The 24894-nt window shown below is 50.3% G+C and carries 28 protein-coding genes, 20 tRNA genes and 1 pseudogene; 5 read left to right on the top strand and 44 right to left on the bottom strand.

All coding sequences use genetic code 11. The features are described from left to right. Nucleotides 1-25: 25 nt before the first annotated feature. Nucleotides 26-1291, bottom strand: coding sequence for a hypothetical protein (locus tag P5704_028325; GenBank protein WOF81764.1), 1266 nt, complete (start codon nucleotides 1289-1291; stop codon nucleotides 26-28). A 268-nt stretch (nucleotides 1292-1559) separates the two neighbouring features. Here P5704_028325 and P5704_028320 point away from each other — a divergent pair, with 268 nt between their 5' ends. Then, nucleotides 1560-2750, top strand: coding sequence for a hypothetical protein (locus tag P5704_028320; protein WOF81763.1), 1191 nt, complete (start codon nucleotides 1560-1562; stop codon nucleotides 2748-2750). A 16-nt stretch (nucleotides 2751-2766) separates the two neighbouring features. Here P5704_028320 and P5704_028315 read toward each other — a convergent pair whose 3' ends face one another. The 39 genes from P5704_028315 to P5704_028125 all read right to left on the bottom strand — a co-directional run bounded on the left by P5704_028315 (nucleotide 2767) and on the right by P5704_028125 (nucleotide 16949). Beyond that, entirely contained in the window at nucleotides 2767-3261 is a 495-nt protein-coding gene (locus P5704_028315; GenBank protein WOF81762.1) for a hypothetical protein, read from the bottom strand. Between the two features lie 148 nt (nucleotides 3262-3409). After that, the gene (locus tag P5704_028310) at nucleotides 3410-3853 is read right to left on the bottom strand and encodes a hypothetical protein (protein WOF81761.1); all 444 of its coding nucleotides are present in this window, start codon (nucleotides 3851-3853) and stop codon (nucleotides 3410-3412) included. A gap of 236 nt (nucleotides 3854-4089) precedes the next feature. Next, nucleotides 4090-4716 carry a hypothetical protein gene (locus tag P5704_028305; protein ID WOF81760.1) on the bottom strand — a complete coding sequence of 209 codons (627 nt, stop codon included), beginning with the start codon at nucleotides 4714-4716 and terminating at the stop codon, nucleotides 4090-4092. A 1-nt stretch (nucleotide 4717) separates the two neighbouring features. After that, nucleotides 4718-5029 (bottom strand): hypothetical protein, encoded by a 312-nt coding sequence (locus P5704_028300; GenBank protein ID WOF81759.1) that lies wholly within the window; start codon nucleotides 5027-5029, stop codon nucleotides 4718-4720. A gap of 38 nt (nucleotides 5030-5067) precedes the next feature. Continuing rightward, nucleotides 5068-5742, bottom strand: coding sequence for a hypothetical protein (locus P5704_028295; protein WOF81758.1), 675 nt, complete (start codon nucleotides 5740-5742; stop codon nucleotides 5068-5070). Then, nucleotides 5735-6010: a hypothetical protein gene (locus tag P5704_028290; protein ID WOF81757.1), complete on the bottom strand. Its 276-nt coding sequence runs from the start codon at nucleotides 6008-6010 to the stop codon at nucleotides 5735-5737. The genes P5704_028295 and P5704_028290 overlap by 8 nt, the downstream gene beginning before the upstream one ends. A 45-nt stretch (nucleotides 6011-6055) precedes the next feature. Beyond that, nucleotides 6056-7633, bottom strand: a complete 1578-nt coding sequence (locus P5704_028285; GenBank protein WOF81756.1) for a hypothetical protein — start codon at nucleotides 7631-7633, stop codon at nucleotides 6056-6058. A 242-nt stretch (nucleotides 7634-7875) separates the two neighbouring features. Next, complete coding sequence (locus tag P5704_028280) at nucleotides 7876-9048, bottom strand: hypothetical protein (protein ID WOF81755.1); 1173 nt, start codon at nucleotides 9046-9048, stop codon at nucleotides 7876-7878. A 990-nt stretch (nucleotides 9049-10038) separates the two neighbouring features. Further along, a complete protein-coding gene (locus P5704_028275) occupies nucleotides 10039-10434 on the bottom strand; it encodes a type II toxin-antitoxin system VapC family toxin (protein WOF81754.1) in 396 nt (131 codons plus the stop codon). Then, nucleotides 10431-10673, bottom strand: a complete 243-nt coding sequence (locus P5704_028270; protein WOF81753.1) for a type II toxin-antitoxin system PrlF family antitoxin — start codon at nucleotides 10671-10673, stop codon at nucleotides 10431-10433. The genes P5704_028275 and P5704_028270 overlap by 4 nt, the downstream gene beginning before the upstream one ends. 100 nt (nucleotides 10674-10773) lie before the next feature. Continuing rightward, nucleotides 10774-11073 carry a hypothetical protein gene (locus tag P5704_028265; GenBank protein WOF81752.1) on the bottom strand — a complete coding sequence of 100 codons (300 nt, stop codon included), beginning with the start codon at nucleotides 11071-11073 and terminating at the stop codon, nucleotides 10774-10776. A 15-nt stretch (nucleotides 11074-11088) separates the two neighbouring features. Continuing rightward, a complete protein-coding gene (locus P5704_028260) occupies nucleotides 11089-11268 on the bottom strand; it encodes a hypothetical protein (protein WOF81751.1) in 180 nt (59 codons plus the stop codon). 567 nt (nucleotides 11269-11835) lie between these two features. Further along, nucleotides 11836-12066 (bottom strand): hypothetical protein, encoded by a 231-nt coding sequence (locus P5704_028255; GenBank protein ID WOF81750.1) that lies wholly within the window; start codon nucleotides 12064-12066, stop codon nucleotides 11836-11838. Between the two features lie 12 nt (nucleotides 12067-12078). Continuing rightward, nucleotides 12079-12288, bottom strand: a complete 210-nt coding sequence (locus P5704_028250; protein WOF81749.1) for a hypothetical protein — start codon at nucleotides 12286-12288, stop codon at nucleotides 12079-12081. A gap of 77 nt (nucleotides 12289-12365) precedes the next feature. Continuing rightward, nucleotides 12366-12560: a hypothetical protein gene (locus P5704_028245; GenBank protein ID WOF81748.1), complete on the bottom strand. Its 195-nt coding sequence runs from the start codon at nucleotides 12558-12560 to the stop codon at nucleotides 12366-12368. A 33-nt stretch (nucleotides 12561-12593) separates the two neighbouring features. Beyond that, the gene (locus P5704_028240; protein ID WOF81747.1) at nucleotides 12594-13265 is read right to left on the bottom strand and encodes a tyrosine-type recombinase/integrase; all 672 of its coding nucleotides are present in this window, start codon (nucleotides 13263-13265) and stop codon (nucleotides 12594-12596) included. 440 nt (nucleotides 13266-13705) lie between these two features. Then, nucleotides 13706-13781: transfer RNA gene (locus P5704_028235), tRNA-Thr, on the bottom strand. An 8-nt stretch (nucleotides 13782-13789) separates the two neighbouring features. After that, nucleotides 13790-13866 (bottom strand) — tRNA-Ala (locus P5704_028230). 3 nt (nucleotides 13867-13869) lie between these two features. Continuing rightward, nucleotides 13870-14202, bottom strand: a complete 333-nt coding sequence (locus tag P5704_028225; protein WOF81746.1) for a hypothetical protein — start codon at nucleotides 14200-14202, stop codon at nucleotides 13870-13872. 41 nt (nucleotides 14203-14243) lie between these two features. Then, nucleotides 14244-14319: transfer RNA gene (locus P5704_028220), tRNA-Val, on the bottom strand. 2 nt (nucleotides 14320-14321) lie between these two features. After that, entirely contained in the window at nucleotides 14322-14513 is a 192-nt protein-coding gene (locus P5704_028215; GenBank protein ID WOF81745.1) for a hypothetical protein, read from the bottom strand. Between the two features lie 105 nt (nucleotides 14514-14618). Continuing rightward, nucleotides 14619-14693: transfer RNA gene (locus P5704_028210), tRNA-His, on the bottom strand. Nucleotides 14694-14966: 273 nt separating this feature from the next. After that, nucleotides 14967-15041 (bottom strand) — tRNA-Lys (locus P5704_028205). A gap of 5 nt (nucleotides 15042-15046) precedes the next feature. Continuing rightward, a tRNA-Tyr gene (locus P5704_028200) sits at nucleotides 15047-15131 on the bottom strand. A 48-nt stretch (nucleotides 15132-15179) separates the two neighbouring features. Then, nucleotides 15180-15256 (bottom strand) — tRNA-Asn (locus P5704_028195). A 6-nt stretch (nucleotides 15257-15262) separates the two neighbouring features. Next, nucleotides 15263-15337: transfer RNA gene (locus tag P5704_028190), tRNA-Ile, on the bottom strand. A gap of 43 nt (nucleotides 15338-15380) precedes the next feature. After that, nucleotides 15381-15456, bottom strand: a tRNA-Ala gene (locus P5704_028185). A gap of 4 nt (nucleotides 15457-15460) precedes the next feature. Next, a tRNA-OTHER gene (locus P5704_028180) sits at nucleotides 15461-15590 on the bottom strand. 187 nt (nucleotides 15591-15777) lie between these two features. Then, nucleotides 15778-15854: transfer RNA gene (locus P5704_028175), tRNA-Asn, on the bottom strand. Between the two features lie 6 nt (nucleotides 15855-15860). After that, a tRNA-Ile gene (locus P5704_028170) sits at nucleotides 15861-15935 on the bottom strand. A gap of 5 nt (nucleotides 15936-15940) precedes the next feature. Beyond that, a tRNA-Lys gene (locus P5704_028165) sits at nucleotides 15941-16016 on the bottom strand. A gap of 29 nt (nucleotides 16017-16045) precedes the next feature. Beyond that, entirely contained in the window at nucleotides 16046-16171 is a 126-nt protein-coding gene (locus tag P5704_028160) for a hypothetical protein (protein WOF81744.1), read from the bottom strand. A 24-nt stretch (nucleotides 16172-16195) separates the two neighbouring features. Continuing rightward, nucleotides 16196-16280 (bottom strand) — tRNA-Tyr (locus P5704_028155). Nucleotides 16281-16318: 38 nt separating this feature from the next. Next, nucleotides 16319-16395, bottom strand: a tRNA-His gene (locus P5704_028150). Nucleotides 16396-16402: 7 nt separating this feature from the next. Continuing rightward, nucleotides 16403-16477, bottom strand: a tRNA-Cys gene (locus P5704_028145). Between the two features lie 55 nt (nucleotides 16478-16532). Beyond that, nucleotides 16533-16609, bottom strand: a tRNA-Asn gene (locus tag P5704_028140). A 10-nt stretch (nucleotides 16610-16619) separates the two neighbouring features. Beyond that, a tRNA-Trp gene (locus P5704_028135) sits at nucleotides 16620-16694 on the bottom strand. A gap of 6 nt (nucleotides 16695-16700) precedes the next feature. After that, nucleotides 16701-16776, bottom strand: a tRNA-Phe gene (locus P5704_028130). Between the two features lie 89 nt (nucleotides 16777-16865). Next, nucleotides 16866-16949, bottom strand: a tRNA-Tyr gene (locus P5704_028125). Nucleotides 16950-17466: 517 nt separating this feature from the next. Here P5704_028125 and P5704_028120 point away from each other — a divergent pair. Beyond that, nucleotides 17467-18036 carry a hypothetical protein gene (locus P5704_028120; protein WOF81743.1) on the top strand — a complete coding sequence of 190 codons (570 nt, stop codon included), beginning with the start codon at nucleotides 17467-17469 and terminating at the stop codon, nucleotides 18034-18036. Further along, a complete protein-coding gene (locus P5704_028115) occupies nucleotides 17994-18305 on the top strand; it encodes an XRE family transcriptional regulator (GenBank protein WOF82229.1) in 312 nt (103 codons plus the stop codon). Before P5704_028120 ends, P5704_028115 begins: the two co-directional genes overlap by 43 nt. A 156-nt stretch (nucleotides 18306-18461) precedes the next feature. Here P5704_028115 and P5704_028110 read toward each other — a convergent pair whose 3' ends face one another. From P5704_028110 to P5704_028095, 4 genes are all read right to left on the bottom strand, one after another. Further along, a complete protein-coding gene (locus P5704_028110; GenBank protein WOF81742.1) occupies nucleotides 18462-18815 on the bottom strand; it encodes a hypothetical protein in 354 nt (117 codons plus the stop codon). 21 nt (nucleotides 18816-18836) lie between these two features. Continuing rightward, a complete protein-coding gene (locus P5704_028105) occupies nucleotides 18837-20630 on the bottom strand; it encodes an ATP-binding protein (GenBank protein WOF81741.1) in 1794 nt (597 codons plus the stop codon). Nucleotides 20631-20706: 76 nt separating this feature from the next. Continuing rightward, nucleotides 20707-21843 (bottom strand): hypothetical protein, encoded by a 1137-nt coding sequence (locus tag P5704_028100; GenBank protein WOF81740.1) that lies wholly within the window; start codon nucleotides 21841-21843, stop codon nucleotides 20707-20709. Nucleotides 21844-21877: 34 nt separating this feature from the next. Continuing rightward, nucleotides 21878-22681: a sigma-70 family RNA polymerase sigma factor gene (locus P5704_028095; GenBank protein WOF81739.1), complete on the bottom strand. Its 804-nt coding sequence runs from the start codon at nucleotides 22679-22681 to the stop codon at nucleotides 21878-21880. A gap of 135 nt (nucleotides 22682-22816) precedes the next feature. Between P5704_028095 and recA the strand changes: the two are divergent. Together recA and trxA are read left to right on the top strand one after the other, a co-directional pair. Next, a pseudogene (recA, locus tag P5704_028090) lies at nucleotides 22817-23797 on the top strand (recombinase RecA). Between the two features lie 529 nt (nucleotides 23798-24326). After that, nucleotides 24327-24650, top strand: a complete 324-nt coding sequence (gene trxA / locus P5704_028085; protein ID WOF81738.1) for a thioredoxin — start codon at nucleotides 24327-24329, stop codon at nucleotides 24648-24650. Nucleotides 24651-24894: the final 244 nt, after the last annotated feature.

Genomic DNA, 24894 nt, shown 5'->3' with positions numbered 1-24894 from the left:
GTAGTATGCGGCGCTAAAATCTTGATCAAACACCAAGATCATGCTTGATGAACAAAGCCCTATCCAAAGGAAATGCTGCTATAGCTTTCTCAAGTCCAAAAATCCTCATAAAGCCTTGTTTTGACTCATTTGACGAAAGTGTCAAAGCAACAGTATCAACCCCCTTAAATTGAATGATCAGTTCGATAATCTTTTCGTAGAAATCCTCAATGGCCCATTTTATGTCTGATCCACCCACTGCGATTGGCTTGCTTCCCGCACAAAGCTCAAGCATTGCGCCAATGTCTGGATTTAGGCATGAAGACTTTGGAAGCAATTTGTCTTCAAGCCAGTGGTAAACTGCGTTGATCCAAACTTGATTCTTCGAATCCAAAGCGTAGCGTGCCATGTCAAGTGCAATAACGGACGGGACATGATGTCCAATAGGCACGTTCGTTAAGAACTCAAGCATCATCATTTCACTGCTCGTACAGTGCGGATAACACTTATCATCAGACTCCAGAAAATTTTTCTTCAACCAATGCCGTTTAAGATATTCAGGACAATCATCGACATATTCAATTAACAGCGGCCAATAGGTGACAAGCTCAATTACGAACTTCTCATGCATGAGCACTGATTGGGGAAGTCTATGCCAATGTTGATGACCGATTTTTGCGGCGAGATCTTCGTGCGTAACCTTTGGTGAATACTCTGTATCACTATCAATTCTTTGGAGTTGCTGCGCGAGTGAGATAAATTCATAGCTCGTGGAAGTCGTTGATGGCGTGCTTAGGGTTTCCAGCTCAAGCAAGCCAAGCTCACCGCCTTTCAGACAAAGCCAGGAAGAATTGACGGCTACGCGGCTCAATCTGTTACTTTGCACCTCAGAAGCAAGCGCGCAGATCAGGTGAATACCCTCTTGCGTCTCAATGTTTCTTACCTCTGACATCTGTCCCTTAAGTAAATAGCCAAATACTTGATTTAGCTTGAGTGACTTAACGTTCCGAAAGGCTGAATTTGAATTAACGCCTAATAGAATCCATAACGGAAGAAGGATCGCAGTTTCGGGGATGCGGAATGTGGGCTGGCTAACCAGATACGCCGTTGACACCAAAAGGGCAATCCAGCAGCCGATCCAAAACCCGATGTACTTTGCCAATGACCTTCTGAAAGCTTTTCCTTGCCTTGCCTCAAGCGCGGGCGGAATGTCGAAATCCACCATCCAGTGCGAAAAGCCAATTAGCCCATTGACCTGCTTGATGGAATGCAATGCGCGTGGGTTAAAGACGCTGAATCCTGGCAGTTCCATGACAATCCTTTGGGTACAAAAAAGGCCACCAGGGTGGCCTTCTGAAAGAGTACCAGGAGAAAATTGACAGCGGTGTTTTCTAAACCTGAAGTAACCGCACGTCTCGCTTCCTGGTGAATCTAGTATACTCGTCTTCCTAGTCATGTCAAGCTATCTTGGTAGAAGCATGCCTCACTTCCTTTCGGTGATGAGAAAAGGGATTCATCCTGATGCTCGACTTGATTTATTTTGCCCTGATACAATGAGTAATTAATTTGGAAATATAATCATGAACTATAGTCAAACCGACACAAGTACTATGATTGGCATTGGCGTACTCGGCCAGTCTTTGCTTATTACGAGCCAACAAACAGCTGTCAAAGAAGCTGGGTATGGAATAATCAACTCGTTTACCCACGAGATGACCATTGAAAGAACGAGTCCAGCGGAACCTTATCTTACACTCGGAAGAATCTGGCAGTGTCACTTTCTAAACTTGAGTAACAAGGATTACCTACTGTCGATTTCCAATAGCAGGTTCTGGAAAACTAGTCTTGCAGATCTGGCTAACCCATTGTTATTAAATGATGAGCCAAAGGCTGTCAGAAACAAGATTTCAGAAATTATTGAGCAAGGCTTGCCTCTTCCTATCAAAAGAGCATCAAGCGAAAAAGAGCTACTAATTAAATATTGGCTAATAGAGGCGGGGCGATGCGCGCTTCTTAGCAATGGAAATCTTGATACAACGAAGAAAATGATTCGCCCGGCTTTTAACGCAATAGCTGAGTCCTTTATTCATAACCAGAAAGATATTTCTGAACTATGGCGTTTCGTGGTTGGTCAGGTGGCAATGATGCAGCCATCTAGCTTAAAGCCCAATGACTACACAATTGAGGATATATTAAATCCAGCACGAAACTTTTCAGACAAGCTTCACGAAAGACTTCCTCTCCTTGCTAATACCTGTGCGGACATAAATAACGCATATTTTTCTGGATTTGAGTACTCGCAGATAATTGCTAAAATTATCGAAGAGGCTGGTTTTTCCTATACGCCTGAGCAGATAGTTTCTAACATTGTTTCACAAAGGATTTTAAAGGAGCTGATTATCTGCCTAGCTAACCCTGATGTGTACAAGTATGTATTTGATAATCGCATACGCTTAGCCATTGTACACATTGATGACATCCTAGATTCTGCAAAAGCCTGTTGCAATAAAGAGATAGTTATGATCGGTGGATTTTATAAGCTACACGCTCTGATATCAAGAAGGCCAGAAAAAGAGCTGAATCCAAAAATGATTGCTCATGATCAGATTAATCGAGGCGAGGCTATTCATTTTTTGAAGGAAGAGGGTCTTCTTGCAAGCGTTGGAGCATGTTCGATCTTGAATATTGATCTAAAAGAGTTGAGCTTGCTTGGTGTTGAAATTTCGCCTCAACTTAAAAAGCATTTTTTGAGCGAAGGATTGAGTCTCTAGAGGATCGAATTAACGCTCATCTCCGCATCCCAGGTTCGTCGCATTCTGCCAGATTGAGCACAGATGTCAGTTCGATCAAATCAGGATCCAGTAGCGCATAGGATTTGACGTTAAGCTCGTTGTCTTCTGGAATGAGCACACTGTCGTACCCATGTCGCTTGAGGTAGCGCGTCACCGCATGTGATTCCAGCAAGAAGTATGCGCTATCCTGGATTTCGCCATCGACATCCTCATCCCATTTCCCTCGTCCTGCGAGGATCATGGTATCCCTGTTGAACAAATCAAGAAGCATTTCAAGGCGATCCGAGTCATGTAGGTCATAGGTTTTCTTCAGGGTCACATGGAGCAGGGTGATTAGCCCGCCGCGCGCAAATTTCTTGGCATACGCCAGGTTGCTGGTGACGAAGAATGGGGCGCCATCAGTGATGACCGGCGTTACGTTTCCGCTCGCCCCAAATGATGGCCTGCCTTCTCGCTTTGGGCTTCCATGGTACAGCGCAAGTATTTTCATGAAATTTCACCGTCGAAATGAAAAAAGCCCGTAAGGGCTTTTTGGTGTAGGGAGAATAATGGACGCGGTGTGTTTTTCATTTCAAAGAGAAGTAACCGAGTTCCTCGCTTCCCAACACTTTCTATATTAACCATGCCGCTCACAGATGTCAATACTCTTCGTTAGGAAAAGCAGCAGTTGCATCAATCCTGGAGATATCCACTATCAGAAATGCGGAATAAGTCTTGCAGCCTTCCGGTACGCTTACCCCGTGCATCTCATTATGATTGAAGGAGTAGCATGAGCCCTCCTCTAGCAGGCGGACTTGATCATACTGATGGAAGGTGGCGCCTCTGGGCAGGTGAATTGGGATGCAATAGGCTGTTTTGTTGAAATCGGGAAGATGATCTACATGCTCCTGAACCCATCCATCTCCCAACACGACTAAGCTATGAACCTGCCGCTCAATCGGAAAAGGGATGATTTTTGAAACTGAACGAATGGGGGTGTCAATAAAGTATTGCCAGAAACTACGGCCAGATCCCCGCTTGGCTTCTGATCGCAAGCTCACTGGAATCCTTATTTTGTTTTTGGTAACCACTTTTCTGATCATATCGCCACTCACTCAGCTGGCCTTAACAGGCAGCCTTATTGGCCTGTTAGGCCAGAGTCGAAGAAAATTTCTTTAGAATGAAAAAAGCCCTTTCGGGCTTTTAATGTCAGGAGAATAATGGCGCGGTGTTGGTTTCATCAAATTGAAGTAACCGCTTTCCTCGCTTCCCAACATTTATGATCATAGCTATCTATCATGCGTTCGTCAATAGACATTTATGGATTAAATGTGATCCCCTAACTCCTGATCGCCAAGTATGCCTCTAGAAGATTAGACGATTCCTCATCCTGGCATTCGCCAATTAGCCCGCGTAACTCATTCACTGTTAGCGTATCAAGGCTGCGCCCCTTGAGCGCCCCGGCCATAATCATTCCAGTAATAACACCGGTTCGAACGTTGATGCTCATCGAAAACAAATCCGTTCGAATCACTGCATTCTCTGGTATTTGGCCATACTGTTTAAGGATGGCAGCGACTTTCTTTGCCTTGCGATCTTGGCGCCTATCACGCATAGAGTGGTCAAATGAGTCGATAGATTCCTCGACCTGGAACTTGATCAGCCACAAAAGACATACCCCAATCAGGGTAGGCACTGGCGCCGTAATGGAACCAATAATGAGCCCAACCTCAGAAATGAGGCTGGCAATTCCAATCATGGTCTTGATTGATTTGGATCCTGCCTCTGCCACGCTTGCTGAGAAATCGACTACATCATTTTTTGTGTCAATCAGTTTATTTTCAATGGCTTGCGCTGATGACTTGATTGTTTGGTTTAAGTTTTCCGCCTGTTTCTTCGCCGCGCTTGAGGCATCAGACACACCTGCCTGGATCGAATTTGCAACATTCACCAATTTTCCGAGCATGTTACTTTCCCCACCCGTTTGGCCACTGCTTCTCTGGTGCATCAATTGGCATGTCAGTGACGGTCTGACCTTCCGCGTCAATTAGAGAAGAATCAAAGTCTATGGATTTTAAGCGCACGACCTGCCCCCTCTGATGCAATGGCGCGGGCATTTTGGGAGATGGATCCTCTCGGAAGGGCCCGTTGACCAGGTCAAGATCAACGAGCTCATACAGCTCGCCATCATCACCATCCGGAATGCAGACAACAGCATTCGGATTGATCCCTGCCTCTAACAGTTCACCTGTATACTTATGTAGTTGCTCTAATGTCATGTTTATTTGCCTTTTTGTTTTAAATTCAGATTACGGATTCATGGACTGGGCCGATGATCAGCAAGCACGTTGTGCTTAAGAGTCGATTGCCCCCGCCGAGTCCACCTTTCACTTAGCTCTGCCGCAGCTTCAGCGATTGATGCGACCTCGCTTAGCCGCGCAAAGCCCTCTATGAATACAACCAGGTCTACCGATTCCGCCACCCGCTGACCTTCTGCAAGGCAGGTATTGGCCGGATTAGCCAAGCACATGGCTTGGGCCCCGAATCGGTCACCCAACAGCTTTTGAGCTTCATGGCCGGAAGGCGTCACATATGATTCCAAACGCTGAATGACCAGGATTCCGCCCTGCCCCGTTTGCTTATCCACCACCACGGCTTCCTCGTACAACAAGGCGTCATCGTAAGCGTTTCGGCACGCCTCCAGATCTTCTTCTGAAATGACCGATTCGGGGTCATGGACTTCGTGGCCATACGCCGTAGAGCAGAATCGGAAGCGATTAATAAGCAAAGGCAATCCAAAGAGCCCAAGCTCATCTGGCTGGACACTGTGGTCGAACACAGAGCGCTTGGGGTCGACTGACTTGCAAGCAGCGTCCACCGCATCAGCGCCATGGTCTGCTAATGCAGACAGCCATTGCGGATGCCAGCTCTCGCGGTCACCTCGCTTGACCTTATGAAATACGTCGAGCACCAATGCCTTGAGGTCAGTCATTTTCACTTTTTCTGGCGGTGTCATCGATCATTTTTTCTGCGCGGCTGTAACAGCGTGGGCAGACCCATCCTTTTCGCGTTTTAACCCAGCCATCGTTTCGCGCCTGCCCCTCAAGCTCCTGAATCAATTCGCTCACATCAGCGCGCGTATCATGAGCTTCACCCATGGGCCCAACGTTGTCATGGGACAGGCAGCGTCCACCGCCCTGCAATCCATACGATGCTTCCTCGACGCGACGCTCACATCTGATTTCAATCCACATGCCCATTAACTCGTCTCCTGCAAACAAGAGGCCCCTCACGGGGCCTTTGGGTTACATCAATTCGTGAGCATACCGGATAATGGCATCCGACCAGCCACCCAGGATGTAGGTGTTCTTATACTGCTCAGGCATCAAGGTATCTTCATACCCTGCCACCTGAACCAGGAACACTTTTACATCCTTGTTAACCTTTGCTCGATAAGCAGCAACGAGCTTTGGTACGTTGATGTGGCGGCTGTCCCATAGGAAGTCGTTGTAACCTCCCGTCCCGTACAAGCCGCCATGACCCGCTTGCATGTCCGAATACACGAAGATGGCATCGTAGTGGATGCTTTTACGGATGGCCTTGTCCCAAAACAGCCAGATTCCGTGCTCTGTGCCAGTTCCAATGTCTCTGGCTGATTTGTCCATCTTTTCTTTGACGGCAAAGATTGACTCGTTCGGCTTCACTGGAATGATGTCGAGCCTATCACCGAACACGCCAACCTCGCCCTGATCGGCCTTCAGAGCGGTCATGATGCCCGTCAGATTCGCGATGTCGTTGATACGTACAGAGCCAAATTCGGATGTGAAAGAGTTCTGCGCAGATCCCGAATTGTCGCACAACGAAATCACGCGACCCTTGAACGATGGTAACTCATCAAGCGCCTCATCCATGCAGCGCTCAACGTCGCCCAACAGGGACATCTTCGCACAACCCGCTTCTTTCAGAGCGTTATAGGCCGACCAGTAGCGGAACGGAAGCTGCTTGGCGCCTTTGCGGGTCTCAAGGAGCTTTCTACCCATGTCAGTTTGCTTTACCGAGGATTTCTCGCACAGATTGCGCAAATTTCGCAGCAACGCCATGTGGCCCATAGCTTCGAAGGCCTTATCGAAACCACCACCTGAAGACGCAATGGATTCCCAGGTCTTGATTTCATCGCCAAGCTTGAGCTCGCCTTTCATCAGTTTGTTGATGGCAGGTGAATTCGCGTGACACAGATTCACGACGTCGACAGTTTTTACCTGGCGGCTTTCAAGGCGGTACTTGCTCAGTTCGTACTCGGATGCACCTTCCAGCGCATCAGCCCACAGTCGCTTGAGGCGCGTCGGCACCTTGCGGCCAAAGGATGCAAGCTGATAAGCCAGCTGAGTAGCAGGTTCGTCCATCCGCTTGATGACTTCACGCGCCAAGGCGCGGAAGTTTTCGTTTCCTTTAGCCTTGTGGTGGTTGGCAGCCCGAACCACGATCACTTGTGGCGTTGTGCGGATGAACCACTCGTTACGAAGACGTGCGGCGAGCTTGAGAGTCTCCTCAAAATCGTGATCCAGAGCGCTGTCGATGGCTTTTTCCATGCGGGCAACAGGATTCAGCCCACGCCATTCAGCATAAACCGGGTCATCCAGGTCAAGCGCATCCACGAGCATCTTGCGCTCACGCCCACTTAGGCGAAGCACATCAGACGTGTCTCGTCCTGCTGCGCTTTTTTTACGCGAACCTTGATCGGCGTAGTACATCGGCTCGCCGAAAAAGCAGGAAGCCGCCATCGTTTCCAGACGGCGCAGTGGTGAAATAGCGAAGCTGTCGCCACCCATGAAGTTAAGGTGAGACTCTGCATTCTTTTTCTGCTTGGTTGCGTTGATAGCCATGCTGATTGACCTCCAAGTCAATGTCACTTCGTCAAATGACGAGAATTTCTTAATATTCCGTACAATTATAGCGGTTTTGTGAGAAATGTCAATATAGAGGCATCAAAAAACACCGGGATCAACGTACCGTCCTGAGGCTCCGCTCTCTCTAGTGAAACAGGTTGCGCTATGGTGTACTCTCGCGCTCGGGCATGAGCGTCCAGGGGGGGATTCCCCGCGCTTTAGGGCGGGGAGAATTTCAATCAAAGTGCTTTTTTGTTCATCATCCTGAGCATTTTTATCGCCATAATTATTTCAATACCCGGACTCGACAAAATGGTTTTCAAAGACATAGTCAAATAACCGTGATGCTGATAGCATCGCTGATCCAGCGCCAAGGATTTAATATCATTATGGTTAAAATAAGGGAGCTCATTTAAATATTTACACAATTTATCTTTTATGTGCTCAGGGGCTGCTTCTAGATGTGAAATATTTACGACTTCATCCAGAGACAAGTGTTTCATTACTGATTTAGCATCACAAAGAAATGAACTCGTGTCCCTTAAATAACAAAGCACATCAAGAACCGCCTCAAGCAACAGGCAAGAGCGAGATGACCACAAATCTACCGGGGGCAACAAGGATGACACAATTAAGCAAATTTGTTTAGACGTGCAAGTATTTAACGGATCGTTAATTTTGCCATATCGTCCGATAACTGAATTTCTTTTTGAATTGGCTTTATTAATAAAGAGAAGGTCATCGCCGTCCCCCATGTTATATTCATTTGAATAGACCAGGCCAAATTCAGCATCTTTTAGCTTTATCATGACTATGACGATATAGCCCGTAGCAAAAAGTCCACGTGCCGCCGCTATCATTTGCTCAGACTTTAGCTCATCAAATATCGCAACATCTATTAATCTTCTACCGATGACGCCCATAATGTCGATGGAAGACGAATTGGCTCCCAAATTACTCGGCGATAAATCAACGTATTTTGAGTCGTTCGAAAACCATCTATCAGGCTCAGATGGGTTAACGCACGCAATCCTCAGCCTACTGGTGTCACCACCCAACTCACTCAGAAAGCGCCTTACCTGGTGAGGTCGATCAGTCTCGTGATTCACTGAAAAGCTGATGAGGCCAGGTAGTGGATCGCCAAGCACTGTTGTTTTATTGGTGTCACTACGATGGCCAGCGCCTATGGTATGGTTCCCGCCATCACGAGCCAGGGTGGCATATGTACTTTGTTCGTTATTTGTTGGGGGCTGCTCTTTCAAGAGGAGGGCACTGGCAGTGTCCCAGTTCTGATACCCCTCCTCCCTTGCCAGTATCTCGTAAGCCTGAGATAATTTGATCGGTGTACCTAGGATGTCTTGAATGGCGCGCTTCAGATTGGAGGCGCGGTTTTTTGCGGTCAAATTGCTCATTGCGTTGATCTCGGAAGCAAGCGCACATCTGTGTTTCAGTGTTCTCGTTTCCGATGCTTGCAAGAGTCAAAGCAAAGAGAGTAAGTAATGCCCATATTCACCATACCGGAAATCGGCGAGAACGACAGGCTATGGGTGGCCTTGATTAATCATGCCACATACACCGAGCCTGTCAATAGATTCTATTGGTATATTTCATCCCCTTGCGCGTTTTGCCGACAAAATACCTGATGGGTGCCGCGTCATAAAACCGCATGAGGCTCTGGGCGCTCACTCACAGATACAAGTGCACCGCCCCAGCGTCAGTAACGATTAAGCGAACGGCATTTGGTTCGATGCACTGCTTAAAATCTTTTAACCCATGTCACTGGTGTATCAAGGCTAAGCCGTCGATCAAGCTCCAAACTGGCAGCGCTGAAAGCGTTTTGATCGTTTCGCGCTACAGCAATGAGGTCGATGATGGCTTCTGCAAGCAGATCTGCATTGCCCTGGCCTTGATTGAAACGCAGCAGCAGTTTATGTTTCAGCTGGGTAGGTCATTCCAGTTTTCCCTTAATTCGGCACATTGGTCATAGACTCACGCTCCAACAGCCTCCAAAACTTTGTTTGACCGTTGACTATACCGTCTGAGGTCAGCCAGCGCTCAGTTTTAGTGGCGTTCTCTTTCCATGCTGGGCTTGTCCACTGATCCACAAGCGCGTAGGTCACAGGGCGTTCAATCCAACTCTCAGAAACGAATCCACAGCAGACAAAATTCCCTGTGACTACGCTCCGGTAGGTCAAGGCGTCCTCACCTAGAATTGGTAGATAAAGCATGACGGCCAGGGCGAATAGCCAATAGACCTTCTTGCGTAATGTCGCAGTGGCTCTCATATGCTTTCCTCTAATCCCGCTGGCTGCTAGCGCCGAGGTGATTTTCGGCTGATTTCACCTTGCAGCCAAACAGTAGGCTCAGCCCAACGCGGAGAACGTGCTTGCCTAGGCCATACGTTAACGGATATGACGCATGCCGGCTGTTTTCGCTGCCTTACTGTCAAACGTAATGGTATATTCACACTCAGCTGCATGCGCGCACCGCTCAATCAAGCAGTCTGCGAAATCAGCTTTCGAGTCAGAAAACCGGCGTAGCGCCTGCCACACAACCTCGGCACGCTCGACCACCAACTCTTTGGTTCTTAGTAGCGTTTCAAGCATGTCCACGATCTCGCTTTTCGTTGCCTGGTAGCAGCTCTGAAGCACCCACACCAGCTCCACGACCGAAACCATGGCGATGAAGCCTGGCTCTCCATCTGTTAACGATTCGATCAAGTCAGTCGCTTTCGGCGACTGAACTGGGTCATCTTGTGACACATATCGAACCAACACGTTGGTATCCAGCCCAATCATCGTGCCGCAGCTCCGTGCGCCGCGATTGCAGCATTCATATCCTCAATGCTCACCGGAATAGCCGGGTTGCGGATCATGCCCTTCAGGTCTTTTACCGAATGGGTAGCAGCCATGATGGCGTACTTCCCTTTTTCCAGCTCCACAAACTCAATGCGATCCCCAGCGTCAAGGCCTAGGGAAGTCCTGACTTGAACAGGAATCGTGACCTGCCCTTTCGACGTAAGCGTTGCCGTAGCCATATCCCTCTCCGAGCAGTAAAAACTGACATTCCTTACTTTAGTGTAAGGCGTTAGCTGGGTCAAGAAATTCTATTGTTACGAGGCCGGCATGACTGGTTTCCTAGAACATCGAAGGAGAAAATTTTGGGCTCAAATCAGGAGCATGAATCGTCAGCCGCTCAGGCTTAATGTCACCGAAGTGCATCCACCAAGAGCCATGTTCAGGCTCCCCTGTGTGATCATCTTCAAGAGCAAGCCCATCAACATCGACCACCCAAATATCAAACCCTGAGCAGTCCTTCGGCAACGCATCCGCCAAGAACACAGCCCCAAAGCCGGTACTATCAAGAGACGCAAGCAGACCATTCGCCGCAATGCTTTCCCGATGTTCAGAACTGGCAACGTGGTACATGAATGCCATGCGCTGTTTTCCTATCTACGACCAGTCTGGATGGTTCGGGTCAATCAAAGCCCGGCCAGGAACAATCATTTCTTTGCCAGAGTCGATCCGAACCACACGCCAGTTGCCGCGCCCACCGTAATTGGTGGGGGAAACCGCTCGGACAAGGTTGCCGCTCTTGGCGAATCGGTACGTCAATTCAGCTTTAATGGCCATGGCCAGTTTTCCTTTCTCTCGGGCTATAGAGCCCAATCTTGCCAGTCGGCGTGCGTTACTTGCTGCCCAGTGCCATCTATCAAAACAACATCGCTATAGCCACCGTCTGGGGAAATGGCATAGCTCGCAGCTATGGTCGCCTGATGCAAAGTTGGGAACGTAGCCTCAATCATATGATCACCTTCGCGACCTCGGACTCTCATCGAAACCGGCCCTTGGTGATCTTCTGAAAGCACTGTTGTCGCATAGTCGCCACCAATTACGTATGGTTGTTTAGCGACGATCCGTTCTGTGGCCATAATTTCCTTCTTTAACAGTTGCCTGGTTGTTGATGGCAAGCACAGTAAGTACAAACCCAGCCGGTATCGGTCTTATGCCATCCCCAGTCGCTGGCCAGGCTCTCCAATGCTGGCGCCCTCCTGCTGGCGAACGCGCCGCAGTGCAGCCTCATTCCACTGACCTTCGGCGGCAATCACTTCCCCAGATCGGACGGCTGGTTACGGCGGAACCTCATCTGCTGCCATGGTGGCGTTTTCCTATTCCCAGCCGTATATGTAGGTAGGCAGGTCAGCTTCGCGCTGTCGTTTTTTCGTCTTCAATCACTCGACTTATCTCATTCAAGCAAAGGCGAATCATTGTGTCTGTCGTAGTGCTAGTTGGATGCGAGTAAATCGATTTGAATTTGTCAAAGCCGTCGTCGCCATCGAAATACACGTAGCCTTTGCCACGTACCGCCTGAATGTCCAAAGTCGGGTAAGCATTTTTGATTGCTTTGTTTACCGCTGCAAAATTGGCCATTTCGTTTTCCTCTTATGCCATTCCGTGGCGCTGCATCAAAACAGACGCAGCGGAGCGCTGGGGCTCTACCATGTAATCAAGCAGGTGCTCAGCCTTGGCGTCGGTCACCTCGGCGTAGGCCTCCTGGGGAGTGATCCCGTAGTGAGTGGCGATTGCCTCCAGAATCAAGGCCTTGGCCTTGCCATCGATGACCGACAGGAACTGCTCGTTGCGGCTGGCCATTTTCTGTTTCCTCGGTGATTCGTCTTGATAGGGGGATTATGAAATATATTTCCCGACCATGCAAGAAGTATATTTCCCTATCGTAATATCGCCGGAAGAGCCATCACAGCATCGTCGTAGTACCTTGGGCGATCAGCGTCCGCGATGATTTGATTCACACGGCGCTTGGTCATGCCCCAGCGAACGGCCAGTAGATCAGGCTCCCAGCCTCGCTTCTTCATTTCAGCTTTGAAAGCATCGGGGGCCAACGGCACAAGCTCTTTTACTTCCACGGTTACTCCAATCGATTCGGGAAATATCCTTCATCATAATGCGACTTCATAGGCCCGTCGAATGATTTCGGGGTCAACGGTCAGATGGGGCTTGCTGTGATCCAAGGTGAAGTGGCTGAGTAGATGCTGCACAGTGTCAACATCACCGGTCGCAGCCAGCACTTTGGCTGCCAGGGTGCGTCGCCCGCTGTGCGATGAGCCGCCCTTGATGCCGGCCTGCCGATACAGGCGGGTCATCGTCTGCTGGAGGGCATCGCATGCGCGGTACACCTCGGGGCCGCCCTCCAGCTCGCGCTTCTTGAAGGCTAACTCGAAGGCCTGCCCCTTGTGGGTCATGATGAGTCGGCTGTCAGGGCGCAAGCCTCGGCACTCTGCCTCACCACTGAGGCCCCAGCCTCTGCCCAGGCGAACGGCGATCCATGCCTCGATGGCAGCAAGGCATTTCGGATGGGTCAGGTACACGTTTCTAGCACGGCAGCCTTTGCAGACTTCAGCCCGCAGGTGCACCTCTGGGCGAACGGCTCCGCGTGGATAGAGCATGTCGGCCACTTCGAGCAGTGCCAGCTCGGTCTCGCGAATGCCCGTTGTGTGAGTGATCCAGAGCAGCATCACGTCACGCTCAGGCATGCGCCCAGTAACGGAAGCAACGCGGATCAGGTGGCGGAACTGGCTTGGGCGAAGAGTTGCAGTGCGGCGGGTGGTCATGGGGAATCTCTGACAGGATTGGACGGGGATCGATGTCGATCCTGAGAGAGTGGGCAGTGGGCCTCCTGATCAGCATATCAGCAGGCCCGGCGCGGTGTTCACGGAAAATTTGATGAGCAGCCCCACGTATCATCGCCCTCATCCAAGCTGCCTTGCGCAACCTCCCACTTCTGAATGCCATACGGCTAAATTGGTGGAAATGACGGGATTCGAACCCGTGAATACCGCGACCCTGGGTTTGATCCCAAAGCTTCCTTCAGATTTAGAGTACGCTTCCCCTGCTGCTTTATCCCCACCTCGGTGGAATGATTACCGCTCCGAGGCCGCTATGGGTGCTTCTGACACATTCCTCTGAAAGAATTAACGGCTGACTTTTACGTCGTGGCGCCTAATTTATGCCACTGCCTCGACCTCTGGCTCCATCCCCAAAGCTTTTAAACTGGTGCCCAAGAAAGGGGTCGAACCTTTGACCTCATCCTTACCAAGGATGCGCTCTGCCAGCTGAGCTACTAGGGCATTTAATCTGGTGGAGCCTGCGGGGATCGAACCCACGACCTCCTGCATGCCATGCAGGCGCTCATTCCGGCTGAGCTAAGGCCCCTTTTTAATCCTGCGCTTGATCGACAAGCTTACGAACTGCTCTGTTTTCATTGAACCTGATTCGGCTTCTTACGAACTTCTTCGCGCCTCTGATCGCCTTCGCCATGCCTCGATGACCATTACAGAAGTCATTACCAATACGGGCTGAGACGGTTTTATCCGCCAAAATGCTCTTTCTTGCCGAGCCATGCATGGATTTGTCGAGATATCCAGTTTTTCCAACACGGATGGCTCTGTCCTGATCCTTGTCTCTTGCAAAACCTGAGCTATAGGCGCTTCTGTTGTAGCGCCGATCAACCTGCGGCTTGTTTTTTCTTCTATGATTAATATCCGTCATTTCAACCTCAAGCCATCGCGAAAGGATCCGCGCTGGGAAAATGGTGGGCCGTGTAGGAATCGAACCTACGACCTACTGCTTGTAAGGCAGCCGCTCTACCAATTGAGCTAACGTCCCGATTATTCAATTACAGCTGAAACTTCTACTTCAAACACCGATGGCATGCCATCGCTTGTAGAAAAATGCTTCCTGAACTTTTCTTCTGCTTCTTCTTCATTCAGCGCCCGAACCAGGCGGCTTTTAATGCTGGTGGTGGAAGAACCTCGCTGCCATGTCTTGACTTCCGCTGTAACCAAGTACAAATGTCCCATTGCCTTATTCCTGCTTCTGCATGTTTGGCAGCCCCTGGAGGAATCGAACCTCTCGCCAACCGGGTCAAAGCCGGTTGCTCTACCATTAAGCTAAGGGGCAACATTTGGGGTGAAAGATGGGTATTGAACCCACGACCTCCTGGGCCACAACCAGGCGCTCTACCACTGAGCTACGATCACCATAAACCCTTTACATCTTTAAATTGGCGGGCCCGGTTGGATTCGAACCAACGACCTCCTGGGTCAGAACCAGGCGCTCTTCCAGCTAAGCTACGGGCCAACAAAACATAAATCAACAACAAATAAAGTGGGTGTAGATGACGTGGGATTCGAACCCCAAACCCCTTGCGAGGGACACTCCAATAGGTCACACCGATGTTAACTTACTACATCTACACCAAGTCTCATGAGGCTCTTGCGGAGCAGCTATTGGCACATCATGAAACTCTTGCTTGGTGGGTCGTGTAGGATTCGAACCTACGGCCAATCGGTTAAAAGCCGATTGCTCTACCGCTGAGCTAACAACCCAAAATTGGTGGACGGTCAGGGATTCGAACCCCGGAACCTTTCGGAGCTGGGTTACAGCCAGCCGGCTTTGACCACTTGCACTACCCGTCCATAAACTTGTAATCAACCCTCTTGCGCCACTCTTTCGCGCTTTGAAACTGGCTGGCGATGTAGGGCTCGAACCTACGACCTGGTGATTAACAGTCACCTGCTACTACCGACTGAGCTAATCGCCAACAACTTGGTGCACACGGCTGGATTTGAACCAGCGACCCCCCGATTATCGGTCGGATGCTCTACCGCTGAGCTACACGTGCATAACCTCTTGCAGTCAGGCATCAAAACCCTCATGCGTACATATGGTGGAGTCTATGGGGATCGAACCCACAACCTCCTGCTTGCAAGGCAGGCGCTCTCCCAATTGAGCTAAGACCCCAAGTTGCAGATGGCTGGACTCGAACCAGCGCAAAGTATCCACAAGGCGATGGGCGACCACCAGTAGGTTGCGCATGCGCCAGGGATTTAGCTCACCGGAACCTTCCGGCTGCTCTCCCACTGAGCTACATCTACATAAAACCTTGGACACGCAGCCCACTGCCCACGCTCGTGTCCTCGGCAGACCTTATCGACCTGCCCCCAGGCTGCTTCTTTCGAAGACGGCCATGTTCCTGCTCTTAACGCCGAGCCGCGCCGCATATCGAAGCGGGTCGTGTCTCAGCTTCCTCGCGACCCCAAAGGTCTCGCTTCTGCTGGTTACTGGCTGGCGATGTAGGGCTCGAACCTACGACCTGGTGATTAACAGTCACCTGCTACTACCGACTGAGCTAATCGCCAACAACTTGGTGCACACGGCTGGATTTGAACCAGCGACCCCCCGATTATCGGTCGGATGCTCTACCGCTGAGCTACACGTGCAAACCTGGTGGGTGGCGTGGGACTCGAACCCACAGCCTACCGGTTAAAAGCCGGTTGCTCTATCCATTGAGCTAGCCACCCATATTCAAACAACTAAATTGATACGCTTCCTACTTTCTTTGCCCATTCGCCTGAAGGGCGGCCTCCAGCCTATCCATCAGCAAGCCGATTCCTAGGCACTCGGCCTGCATTTTGGCAACAATCCGTTTACGCCTGGCAATGCTCACTTCATCCATCTCAAGCCTCCGTACTCATCAAACTGGTGGACGGGGGTGGATTCGAACCACCGAACCTTTCGGGGCAGATTTACAGTCTGCTGGCTTTGACCGCTTGCACTACCCGTCCAAACATCTCTTTATGCGCCACTCTTTTGCGCCCTTAATTGGGGTGAGTAATGGGGTTCGAACCCATGACCTCCGGTGCCACAAACCGGCGCTCTAACCAGCTGAGCTATGCCCACCATCATTTGGAGTTGGCGACAGGACTTGAACCCGCGTAAAAGTGATTTGCAATCACTTGCCTAACCGCTCGGCCACACCAACATGAATCATTTTCACTTTACTCATTTCCCTGCGCCACTCTTTTGCGCATCTAAATTGGCTGGCGATGTAGGGCTCGAACCTACGACCTGGTGATTAACAGTCACCCGCTACTACCAACTGAGCTAATCGCCAATTTACAACCTGGCTGGCCATGAAGGACTCGAACCTTCACTAACGGTTTTGGAGACCGTGGTGCTGCCAATTACACCAATGACCAACAAACTGGTGCAGCGAGTAGGAATCGAACCTACGACGCGAAGTTCTTCAAACTTCCGCTCTACCGACTGAGCTATCACTGCATTTACCTCTCAACATTAAAGGTCAAATATGACACGTTAACGTTACATTTCCCGCCTAATGTGTCGTATATGACACATTATCCCGCATTTGGTGGAGAAGCCTGGATTCGAACCAGGGCGTCTTTCAAGCCGAATTTACAGTCCGGTGCGTTCGTCCACTCCGCCACTTCTCCAAATTTTTGCCTCCAAAACGAAAAACCCCGGAGCCCTTTTGGTAGGCTCCGGGGTTTTTAAGTCCGGTCTTGCTGCCTACCTCGCTTTCGCTAAGTAGGCCATGAGAGACTTACTTAGCTGACGCGCACATACCACTTGGCAAAATTAATCTTTGCCTGTTGATTGCAAATGCAATACTGGTGGAAGTTATGTGCGTTCATCGTCTTGCTCTCGTTTGGGTTGTTGCTTGCTTGGTATGGTTCTATTAAAGCGAACCTTTCAGAGAAATGCAACCCCCTAGATGAAAAAAATTCAAATTATTTTTCTGAGGCGTTCTCCAGCGCTGTCCAGGGCCTCAGCCATGACGCTTAAAGGCATAGGTATAAATTGACAAAAACCCTTTAAAACACTACACTTTGAGCAACAGTTGATGGGGCCGCTAGCGCTAGTCGTTGCCCTCCTGACGGCTCAATCAAGCGCTCTATTTTCCGCTTGGTTGCAGTCCTCTCTTTCCTTTCGATCAGTAGAGGCATAAAGATGTTCTCTGAATCAGTGATTGATCAAGCCGTGATTCGGGTGTGTGATCATCGAGAAACGCTTCAGATCCGACACAAGTATGCCCGTGAGAAATCGCAGGAGCTTCATTACGCTCGTAATGAGTTCTGCACAGACTGCAAGAAAACCATTCGTGAGTGGTTCGATAGCCCATCGTCCAACGCCTATCCGTTAACGCTGCCTGCGTTAGTCGGAACTGAAAAGCAGGTTAAGTGGGCAGAATCCATCAGGGATAAACGCTTCAACCACCTGCTGCGAGTCCTGGAAAGCGCAGCCGAGCATGAGGGCAAAGCGGGCCTTGGAGTACAGCGGGCAATCCTCGCGTTCTCTATGCAGACCTCTGCCCGATTCTGGATTGATGGGCGAGACTTGGAATTCAGTAGCGCCTATTTCATGACAGAGGCTGCTTTTTTCCTGAGGGCTTCAACCATTGGGGCGACCTTCGGCGTGAACTCCATCTATGGACAGTGGAAGTCCCGAACGCCCTACCTAATTGAAAAGGTCAAGGCCTGCACGCCTCTTGCGGCCACCGCTCGGCTCGAAACAGCGTAGATTTTGGGAGCAAAAAAATGGAAAAGTGCAGCTTGCTGGCAGAGGTTAAAGAAGTGCTTCGCCAGCGTCTGATGGCCATCATCGTTGCAAACGGCTGGACGCAGGGGGATGCCGCAAGACGCCTGGGAGTCAGTGCGCCTCGCATGAGCAATCTGTTTAATGGGCAGATGGACAAGTTTTCAGCGGACTCACTGATCGAGTTGCTGGCCAACGCTAATTGCGAGATCGATGTCACGGTGACCGTGCGAACACGGGCACGTAGTAAATGAAGGCTGCATAGCGAAGCATCTACAGCGCGAAAGAATCCTGCCATGGCGTTGCCAACACGGCAACGTGCGTTCACCTTCTAGCGGCCAATGAAGAGCGTTCTGGGAGCCAGGCTGTCCCGCTTTCGTCGAAAGCGGGACGGCAATGGCGAACAAAGCTCATACCTTCATCGACATTCCAAGCAGAACAGCCGCTTCGAAGATTGCCAGACGTGTTGCTTGAGTCCTGTCATTACCAACCGGTTTGATAGCGCCACAATCGCCGCGACCACGTGGATAGCAATTTACCTCTGTTACCGGGCCTGTGGAGGGGCCGATGTATTCGATCTGGATGCTTAGCCTTGCGGAGAGTCGAAGCGCGTCACCGTCATCGTCTTTGGGCTTCCAATACTGAAACGTTGACTCCATTGTTGGCGCCAGATCATCGATACTTGGCCAAAGTAACTTCTCTCCGATGGCTTTGGCCGCGTAGTCCATCTTCTGCTGCTCAGTTAATTCTTCGAGCGCCAGCATCTTGCTTCTCCTGGAAAATGCTCAGGCAGCTGAGCGGTTGAAAGAGGCCCGGAATGTCGTGAATGACTCAATCATCTCATTGAGCTGATCCCATCCTGGTGGCTGCTTATCGTAGGCGGCTAGCGAAATCATGTTAGCAATGAGGTGCTTGATCTCACGTCCATTGAAATTGAGCTTGGCCAGGGTTTCCAGCTGATCGGCTTGCAGGACGATGCCAGCGCGGGTCAGCAGGATCTCCCAGATGGCCTTCAGGCTTTGCTCGCTGAGCTTAGAATAGTGCAGCGCAAGCGACAAGCGAGACAGGAATGCCTCATCGATGTCCTGGCCGCGATTGGTTGTCAGGAACAGCACGCCCGAGTAGTACTCAAGCAGTCGCAAGAATACCGCTACCATTGCATTGCGCTCGATGTTTTCATTGTCCCGCTTTTGCATGAAGACATCTGCCTCATCGATCAGCAAGACCGCCCTCCACCGCTCAGCCAGTCGAAGAATATTGGTCAATGCCCCTTCCAGCGCCCCAATGTTTGCCCCAAGATCAGCGAGACTAACCTTGTACAGGGGGCGCAAAAGCATCTCTGCCGTCGCCTCTGCGGTCAGGGTTTTGCCGGTTCCTGGCTCTCCATCAAGTAGGAATACTGCGCCAGCACCCTTGCCAGCAATGAAATCAATGCTGTTACACCCCTGGGTCACAATGGCCTTTATGTGACGCTTTGATTGTGCAGGAAGTACCATTTGATCGAAGATCTGTGGGGCAAAATCGATTACTGAAAGATCCTGGCTGCGGCCCATCAGCCATTCAGAAGTTGTCAGCGAGTAGATCGGAAAAAACGGTGTCAACAGAGCAAAATCATCATCTGTTTTCGGCATAACGAGCTTGATGTTGTCCTCGTCGATCAGGCGCATCTTGTACAGGCCCAACAGGTCTTCGAACAACTGAGGCTCGACCTCACGGCAACCCTGAGGGTCTGCCATTACACGGCTTTGAACAGACACAGCAATTTTGCTTCCCATGAAGCCTGGGCGAAATGCCTGCCCATTGCAGCTGAGATAGCTCGCACCTGCCGTACCAAGGATTTCAATCAGGTTCCTGCCTCGCTTGCCTGCGCTCATGCATAGCTCTTTTGATGCCGGCACCAGCGGAAGATCGGACAATCCCATGTCCGCGAAAAACGGAACGTTGAGGTTAAAACCAGTGATGAGTGCCTGGCCACCAAATGGCATCAGCACCTCACCTGAAATATACATCTCAAGCCCAGTCATTTCCTCGTACGAGCTGATGGATTTGAGCTTGAAAACGATACCCTGATTGTGATCGATGAGGTGCTTGCCGACGCAGCTTCTGAGCATCAAGAAATAGGAGTAGAAGCTTACCGTGCATTCAGCATCTGGCCAGCTTTGCTTGATTCCAAGCTTTTCACCCACGAATGCCATGAGCGCATAGGTGCAATCCTCTTGATCCTGCATAACCTTCTGAGCAAGCGCAACGAAGTGGTGAATCAAAAAATCCACACGAATGAACTCTGGCATATTCGAACTGAAAATAGCGCTGCTCATCGACGATGAGAGGCCAAGCGTTTTTAGCGTCCTGGCAACGACCATCTTGCAGTAATACTCTTCGAGGAAAATCCACTCAGCATCTTCGTGTTCAAAAACCACAAAGCCATGGTGAGCGCCTTCCTGCGACGTATGCGCCATCGATTCGCGCAGAATTTCTTCCATCCGTTCACTTTGCTCGTTGGCCAATGGCTTGGTGCTTGGCGCGTTGCGACGTTCTGGCGCGAAATAATTGATTGCTTGCCCGCGAGTGGTGCGCATGGGTGATCCTGATGTGAATGCCTCGATGAGAACACTATACTCACCTTTGGCAGAATGTCAATTATGCCGCATCAAATCAGATGTCAAATCCAGAGTTAATTTCTTCCCTCAGAAGCGATTTGCTGACGTAAGGTCTCAGGTATTCATCCTTTGTCACCTTGTATAGCTTGTTGGCCTCTGCCGGCGTCGTGCAATAGGCGATTTTCAGCTCAGCCGGTAGTGCCTTTAGAATCAGTGCGCAAAGGCTGGAGTTCTCAGCTTTCTTGTCAAGCAAATCGGCTATTTCGCGCAGCGGCTGCTTCTCACGGTTGGCTACATCAACCCTGTCCAGGGGGCTTCCAAACGCATTAGCCATGCCCTCATACCAATCAACGCCGTGTGCAATCCAGGCTGTCAGTAAATCTGAGAGTGCCTTGTCTCTTACTGATTTTCCAGATCTGAACAGTGATTCGATGACAAGACTTCCATGTTTCATCACAAGTTCAGGTCTTTGATCGTTCTCGATAAATCCTTTCAGCTCAGCACCTTCGAGTGCCAAAATTTTTCTCAGGTAAGCTGAGTCAGTGAGGCGCTCTTGGCATTCAATTTGATGGATTGGGTGAGGGGTTATCTTTTTCGAACTGCAAAAACTTACGAGTTCCAGCTTTGACTGGTACTTTTTAAGATATTTATGGGTCAATAGCAATTCAAGAGCTTGCACATCACCGTGTATAAGCGCACTGGACATGAGCTGCTCACAGTTCTCCTCATTCTTGAGGTAATGTGTAAGCGCGGTTTTTGTGAAAAGCTTACCTCGATTATCCCTGCAAAGATTGTTATCTACATAATCGACAAATACCCCCTTGAGGATATCATCGCGCATATTTGTATTATGGATGATTTGTGTACGTAGATCTAAGTCAGACATTGCCTGACTAACCATCTTCTGGAAACCTATACTAACATAGATTTCCAGAAAGTAGAGTTGGTCGATGATATCCCCTCTATCCGTTTTTAGCCCAAGCCCAAGAAGAGATGCTGGATCGTACTTACCATTACTGTCAACAAGCATCATCCTCGCAATCATTTTGGTGGTGACGTCGCCGCTCAAAACCCGCATGATCTCATCGACATGATCTGGCCTGATTTGGGATGGGGTAATGTATTCTTGACTTGGAAACCTTAGTGCTGACATGGATACCTCAACTGTTCGTATAGGAGCAGTATAGGTCATGAGCAATCCCAGAGGCCAACAGCGGAGAGGGGAATTAAGCGGCCATTGCCAGGTGACTCACTGCGCGCATTTTCTTGATGGCCTGGGCTTCGAGCTGCTTGACTCGCTGAGGGCTGACACCAAGCTCATCGCCAAGGTCTTTTAGCTTGGAGGCGTCGCCCTCTTCCTCAACCATGATCCGACGCTGGATGATCATTTTTTCACGATCAGCCAAAGCACCCAGAATGGTATCAACCCTGCGGCGCGTCTCTTTCATTTCCATAGCCTGCTCTACCAGTAGCTCGGGCGACTCTGGATCTGCCAACAAGTCCTGGAGACAAAACCCTTCAGCACCATTTTCAACGCTTAATGGGGCGTTGGCAGACACTTCTTTGCATGCATGAAGGCCGTAAGCAAGACGAACGTGCTGAATGTCGACCCCTAGCTCATCCGCCAATGCCTGAGCTTGCTCATTGGACAGGCTGGTGGAATCGCCTAAAAGCTTTGACATGCGTGTATACGCGCGCTTAACCGAATTATTATCAGTGATTCTGATCATTCGCCAGTTCTTGAGGCTGTAGTTCTGAATAGTGCGCACGACCCAGGTTGCGGCGAATGGAAAGAAGCTCTCGCCTTTAGCATGATCGAAGGTTTTGGTCGCATGAAGAATAGCCATATAGCCTTCCTGAACCATGTCCTCCAGCATGTGTTCGTCGTGACCCGCAAATCGCCTGGCGTGCTTATAAACAAGAGGCGTTAAGGCTCGCATCAGGCAATCTGATGCATGCGCATCCTGGTGCTCCTTGTATGCGGTTGCCCAGTTGTTAAGTTGCTCGGTAGAGGCTTGCAGGTTGTTCACGGTGTAGATCCATCCAATTGATGTCATTCATAATAGCAAGCATTGGCAAAGTGTCAATACGCCAATGCTATCTATTGACATAACGTCAAAAATGGCTATTATTGCAGCACTGTCCACCAGGAGCCCACTATGTCTATTCAGGCTAACAAGCAGCAAGCGCTCAGTGCAGCGCTTTCACAAATCGAGCGTCAATTTGGAAAAGGCGCGGTCATGCGCCTGGGTGATTCACCTCGCGAGCCAATCCCTTCGATTTCTACCGGTTCTCTGAATCTGGACATTGCTCTGGGCATCGGCGGACTTCCACGCGGGCGCATCGTTGAGATCTTTGGGCCTGAATCGTCGGGCAAGACGACCCTTACCCTCTCCGTCATTGCTCAGGCGCAAAAGGAAGGCAAGACCTGTGCGTTCATTGACGCGGAACATGCGCTTGACCCTGACTATGCTGCCAAGCTCGGTGTGATCGTGGATGATCTGCTCGTCTCTCAGCCAGATACCGGTGAGCAGGCGCTGGAAATTGCGGACATGTTGGTACGCTCGCGCGCTGTTGATGTATTGATCATCGACTCGGTTGCCGCTTTGGTTCCAAAAGCAGAGATTGAAGGCGAAATGGGTGATTCGCACATTGGCGTCCAGGCGAGACTTATGAGCCAGGCCCTGCGCAAGATTACCGGCAACATCAAGGAAAGCAATTGCCTTGCCATTTTCATTAACCAGATCCGAATGAAGATCGGCGTGATGTTCGGAAGCCCGGAGACCACCACAGGTGGCAATGCGTTGAAGTTTTACGCATCTGTTCGATTGGACATCCGTCGTACGGGCGCCGTGAAAGAGGGTGACAATGTCATTGGTAATGAAACCCGTGTCAAAGTCATCAAGAACAAGGTTGCTCCGCCTTTCCGTGAGGCTGAATTCCAGATCCTCTATGGTGAAGGCATTTGCAAGCTGGGCGAGTTGATCGACCTGGGCGTTACCCACGGCATTATCGAAAAAGCCGGCGCCTGGTATTCGTACAACGGCGAAAAGGTTGGCCAGGGCAAGAACAACGTCAAGAGCTTCCTGCGTGAGAACCCATCAGCCGCTCAATCCATCGAGGCCTCGCTTCGCAGCAAACTGCTTCCTTCGCGCAGCCCTGCGCCTGTTGCAGTTGAGTCTTCGCCTACTGCGGCACCATCCGCTTCCCCGGCTTTCAAGTCAGCTCAGGCATCGCCTCAGTTTGTCCCTGCTCGATCTCAATCTCGGATCGAAGTTGGTGAGAGCCCTGCTACAGAGCGCCCGTTAAGCGCAGAAGCCAGTCCGCAACGAATGGCTGGCTCAGGAGATAGCGTCGCTCGTGGTGAAATTGTCAGCCGAGAAATCGGGGCGGCAGTCTCGAAAGCACCAGAGCAAACCATCAATGTGAGCCAGCAGTTGGCATCTTCCTCCTGGTTCGAGCGCGCACTGGAGCAGGGTATTCTTGAACAGAAACACGCCTGGATCATGTACAAAGGCAATACAATTGGTCGTGGGCGAGATGTCTCTCGCGACAACATTGAGGCGGATCCAGTGCTGAAAGCTGAAATTTTGGCTCAACTTTCCGCTGTCAATTAATATACAATCGAAAAAGGCGCCATTATGTGATGGCGCTATTTTCAATAAGAGATCTGCTATGTCTGAACGTATTATCGAAGCAACAACCGAAAAATTCACTGACCTGTTGTCTGGCACTAAAATGCCAATTTTGGTCGATTTCTGGGCGGAATGGTGTGGCCCTTGCAAAATGATCGCTCCGCTGCTCGAAGCGCTCGCGCATGATCGTGATGACATTTTGATCGTGAAAGTGAACGTCGATGAATCGCCGGAGCTCGCTACTCGTTATGGTGTCCGTGGTATTCCTACCCTGATCTTGATGCAGGATGAGGAGATCAAGGCCACCAAGGTTGGCGCGCTATCACGTGCTCAGCTGGATGCATTCCTTGCGCAAAGTCTGTAGGACTTAATGGCCGCCTAGCGCGGCCTTCGAGGCAGTCATGAAGCAACATCCAATCACGCCACACATCCCCTTCTTTGCTCAGCCTGGCTGCAAGACTGAGCGAACATGGGAAGCCACTTTCGAGGATCGCTGTGGCAATAAGGCAACCCTCACGCACATCGAGTATCGAGACAAAAAGAACGCGCTTCACCAAGCGGTGATTCGCGTGAAATGGGAGAATCCGTCGAATTAGCTGGTGGTAAGT

This window comes from Pseudomonas sp. FeN3W, from assembly GCA_030263805.2.
Taxonomy (GTDB): Bacteria; Pseudomonadota; Gammaproteobacteria; order Pseudomonadales; family Pseudomonadaceae; genus Stutzerimonas; species Stutzerimonas stutzeri_G.
The sequence above is the reverse complement of the archived record's forward strand: the minus strand, read 5'-3'. Positions and strand labels throughout refer to the sequence as shown.

Excerpts from the sequence above, each read along its gene's own strand:
- P5704_028325 (WOF81764.1), bottom strand. The coding sequence starts at position 1,291 with ATGGAACTGCCAGGATTCAGCGTCTTTAACCCACGCGCATTGCATTCC.
- P5704_028320 (WOF81763.1), top strand. The coding sequence starts at position 1,560 with ATGAACTATAGTCAAACCGACACAAGTACTATGATTGGCATTGGCGTA.
- P5704_028315 (WOF81762.1), bottom strand. The coding sequence starts at position 3,261 with ATGAAAATACTTGCGCTGTACCATGGAAGCCCAAAGCGAGAAGGCAGG.
- P5704_028310 (WOF81761.1), bottom strand. The coding sequence starts at position 3,853 with ATGATCAGAAAAGTGGTTACCAAAAACAAAATAAGGATTCCAGTGAGC.
- P5704_028305 (WOF81760.1), bottom strand. The coding sequence starts at position 4,716 with ATGCTCGGAAAATTGGTGAATGTTGCAAATTCGATCCAGGCAGGTGTG.
- P5704_028300 (WOF81759.1), bottom strand. The coding sequence starts at position 5,029 with ATGACATTAGAGCAACTACATAAGTATACAGGTGAACTGTTAGAGGCA.
- P5704_028295 (WOF81758.1), bottom strand. The coding sequence starts at position 5,742 with ATGACTGACCTCAAGGCATTGGTGCTCGACGTATTTCATAAGGTCAAG.
- P5704_028290 (WOF81757.1), bottom strand. The coding sequence starts at position 6,010 with ATGGGCATGTGGATTGAAATCAGATGTGAGCGTCGCGTCGAGGAAGCA.
- P5704_028285 (WOF81756.1), bottom strand. The coding sequence starts at position 7,633 with ATGGCTATCAACGCAACCAAGCAGAAAAAGAATGCAGAGTCTCACCTT.
- P5704_028280 (WOF81755.1), bottom strand. The coding sequence starts at position 9,048 with ATGAGCAATTTGACCGCAAAAAACCGCGCCTCCAATCTGAAGCGCGCC.
- P5704_028275 (WOF81754.1), bottom strand. The coding sequence starts at position 10,434 with ATGATTGGGCTGGATACCAACGTGTTGGTTCGATATGTGTCACAAGAT.
- P5704_028270 (WOF81753.1), bottom strand. The coding sequence starts at position 10,673 with ATGGCTACGGCAACGCTTACGTCGAAAGGGCAGGTCACGATTCCTGTT.
- P5704_028265 (WOF81752.1), bottom strand. The coding sequence starts at position 11,073 with ATGGCATTCATGTACCACGTTGCCAGTTCTGAACATCGGGAAAGCATT.
- P5704_028260 (WOF81751.1), bottom strand. The coding sequence starts at position 11,268 with ATGGCCATTAAAGCTGAATTGACGTACCGATTCGCCAAGAGCGGCAAC.
- P5704_028255 (WOF81750.1), bottom strand. The coding sequence starts at position 12,066 with ATGGCCAATTTTGCAGCGGTAAACAAAGCAATCAAAAATGCTTACCCG.
- P5704_028250 (WOF81749.1), bottom strand. The coding sequence starts at position 12,288 with ATGGCCAGCCGCAACGAGCAGTTCCTGTCGGTCATCGATGGCAAGGCC.
- P5704_028240 (WOF81747.1), bottom strand. The coding sequence starts at position 13,265 with ATGACCACCCGCCGCACTGCAACTCTTCGCCCAAGCCAGTTCCGCCAC.
- P5704_028225 (WOF81746.1), bottom strand. The coding sequence starts at position 14,202 with ATGACGGATATTAATCATAGAAGAAAAAACAAGCCGCAGGTTGATCGG.
- P5704_028215 (WOF81745.1), bottom strand. The coding sequence starts at position 14,513 with ATGGGACATTTGTACTTGGTTACAGCGGAAGTCAAGACATGGCAGCGA.
- P5704_028160 (WOF81744.1), bottom strand. The coding sequence starts at position 16,171 with ATGGATGAAGTGAGCATTGCCAGGCGTAAACGGATTGTTGCCAAAATG.
- P5704_028120 (WOF81743.1), top strand. The coding sequence starts at position 17,467 with ATGTTCTCTGAATCAGTGATTGATCAAGCCGTGATTCGGGTGTGTGAT.
- P5704_028110 (WOF81742.1), bottom strand. The coding sequence starts at position 18,815 with ATGCTGGCGCTCGAAGAATTAACTGAGCAGCAGAAGATGGACTACGCG.
- P5704_028105 (WOF81741.1), bottom strand. The coding sequence starts at position 20,630 with ATGCGCACCACTCGCGGGCAAGCAATCAATTATTTCGCGCCAGAACGT.
- P5704_028100 (WOF81740.1), bottom strand. The coding sequence starts at position 21,843 with ATGACCTATACTGCTCCTATACGAACAGTTGAGGTATCCATGTCAGCA.
- trxA (WOF81738.1), top strand. The coding sequence starts at position 24,327 with ATGTCTGAACGTATTATCGAAGCAACAACCGAAAAATTCACTGACCTG.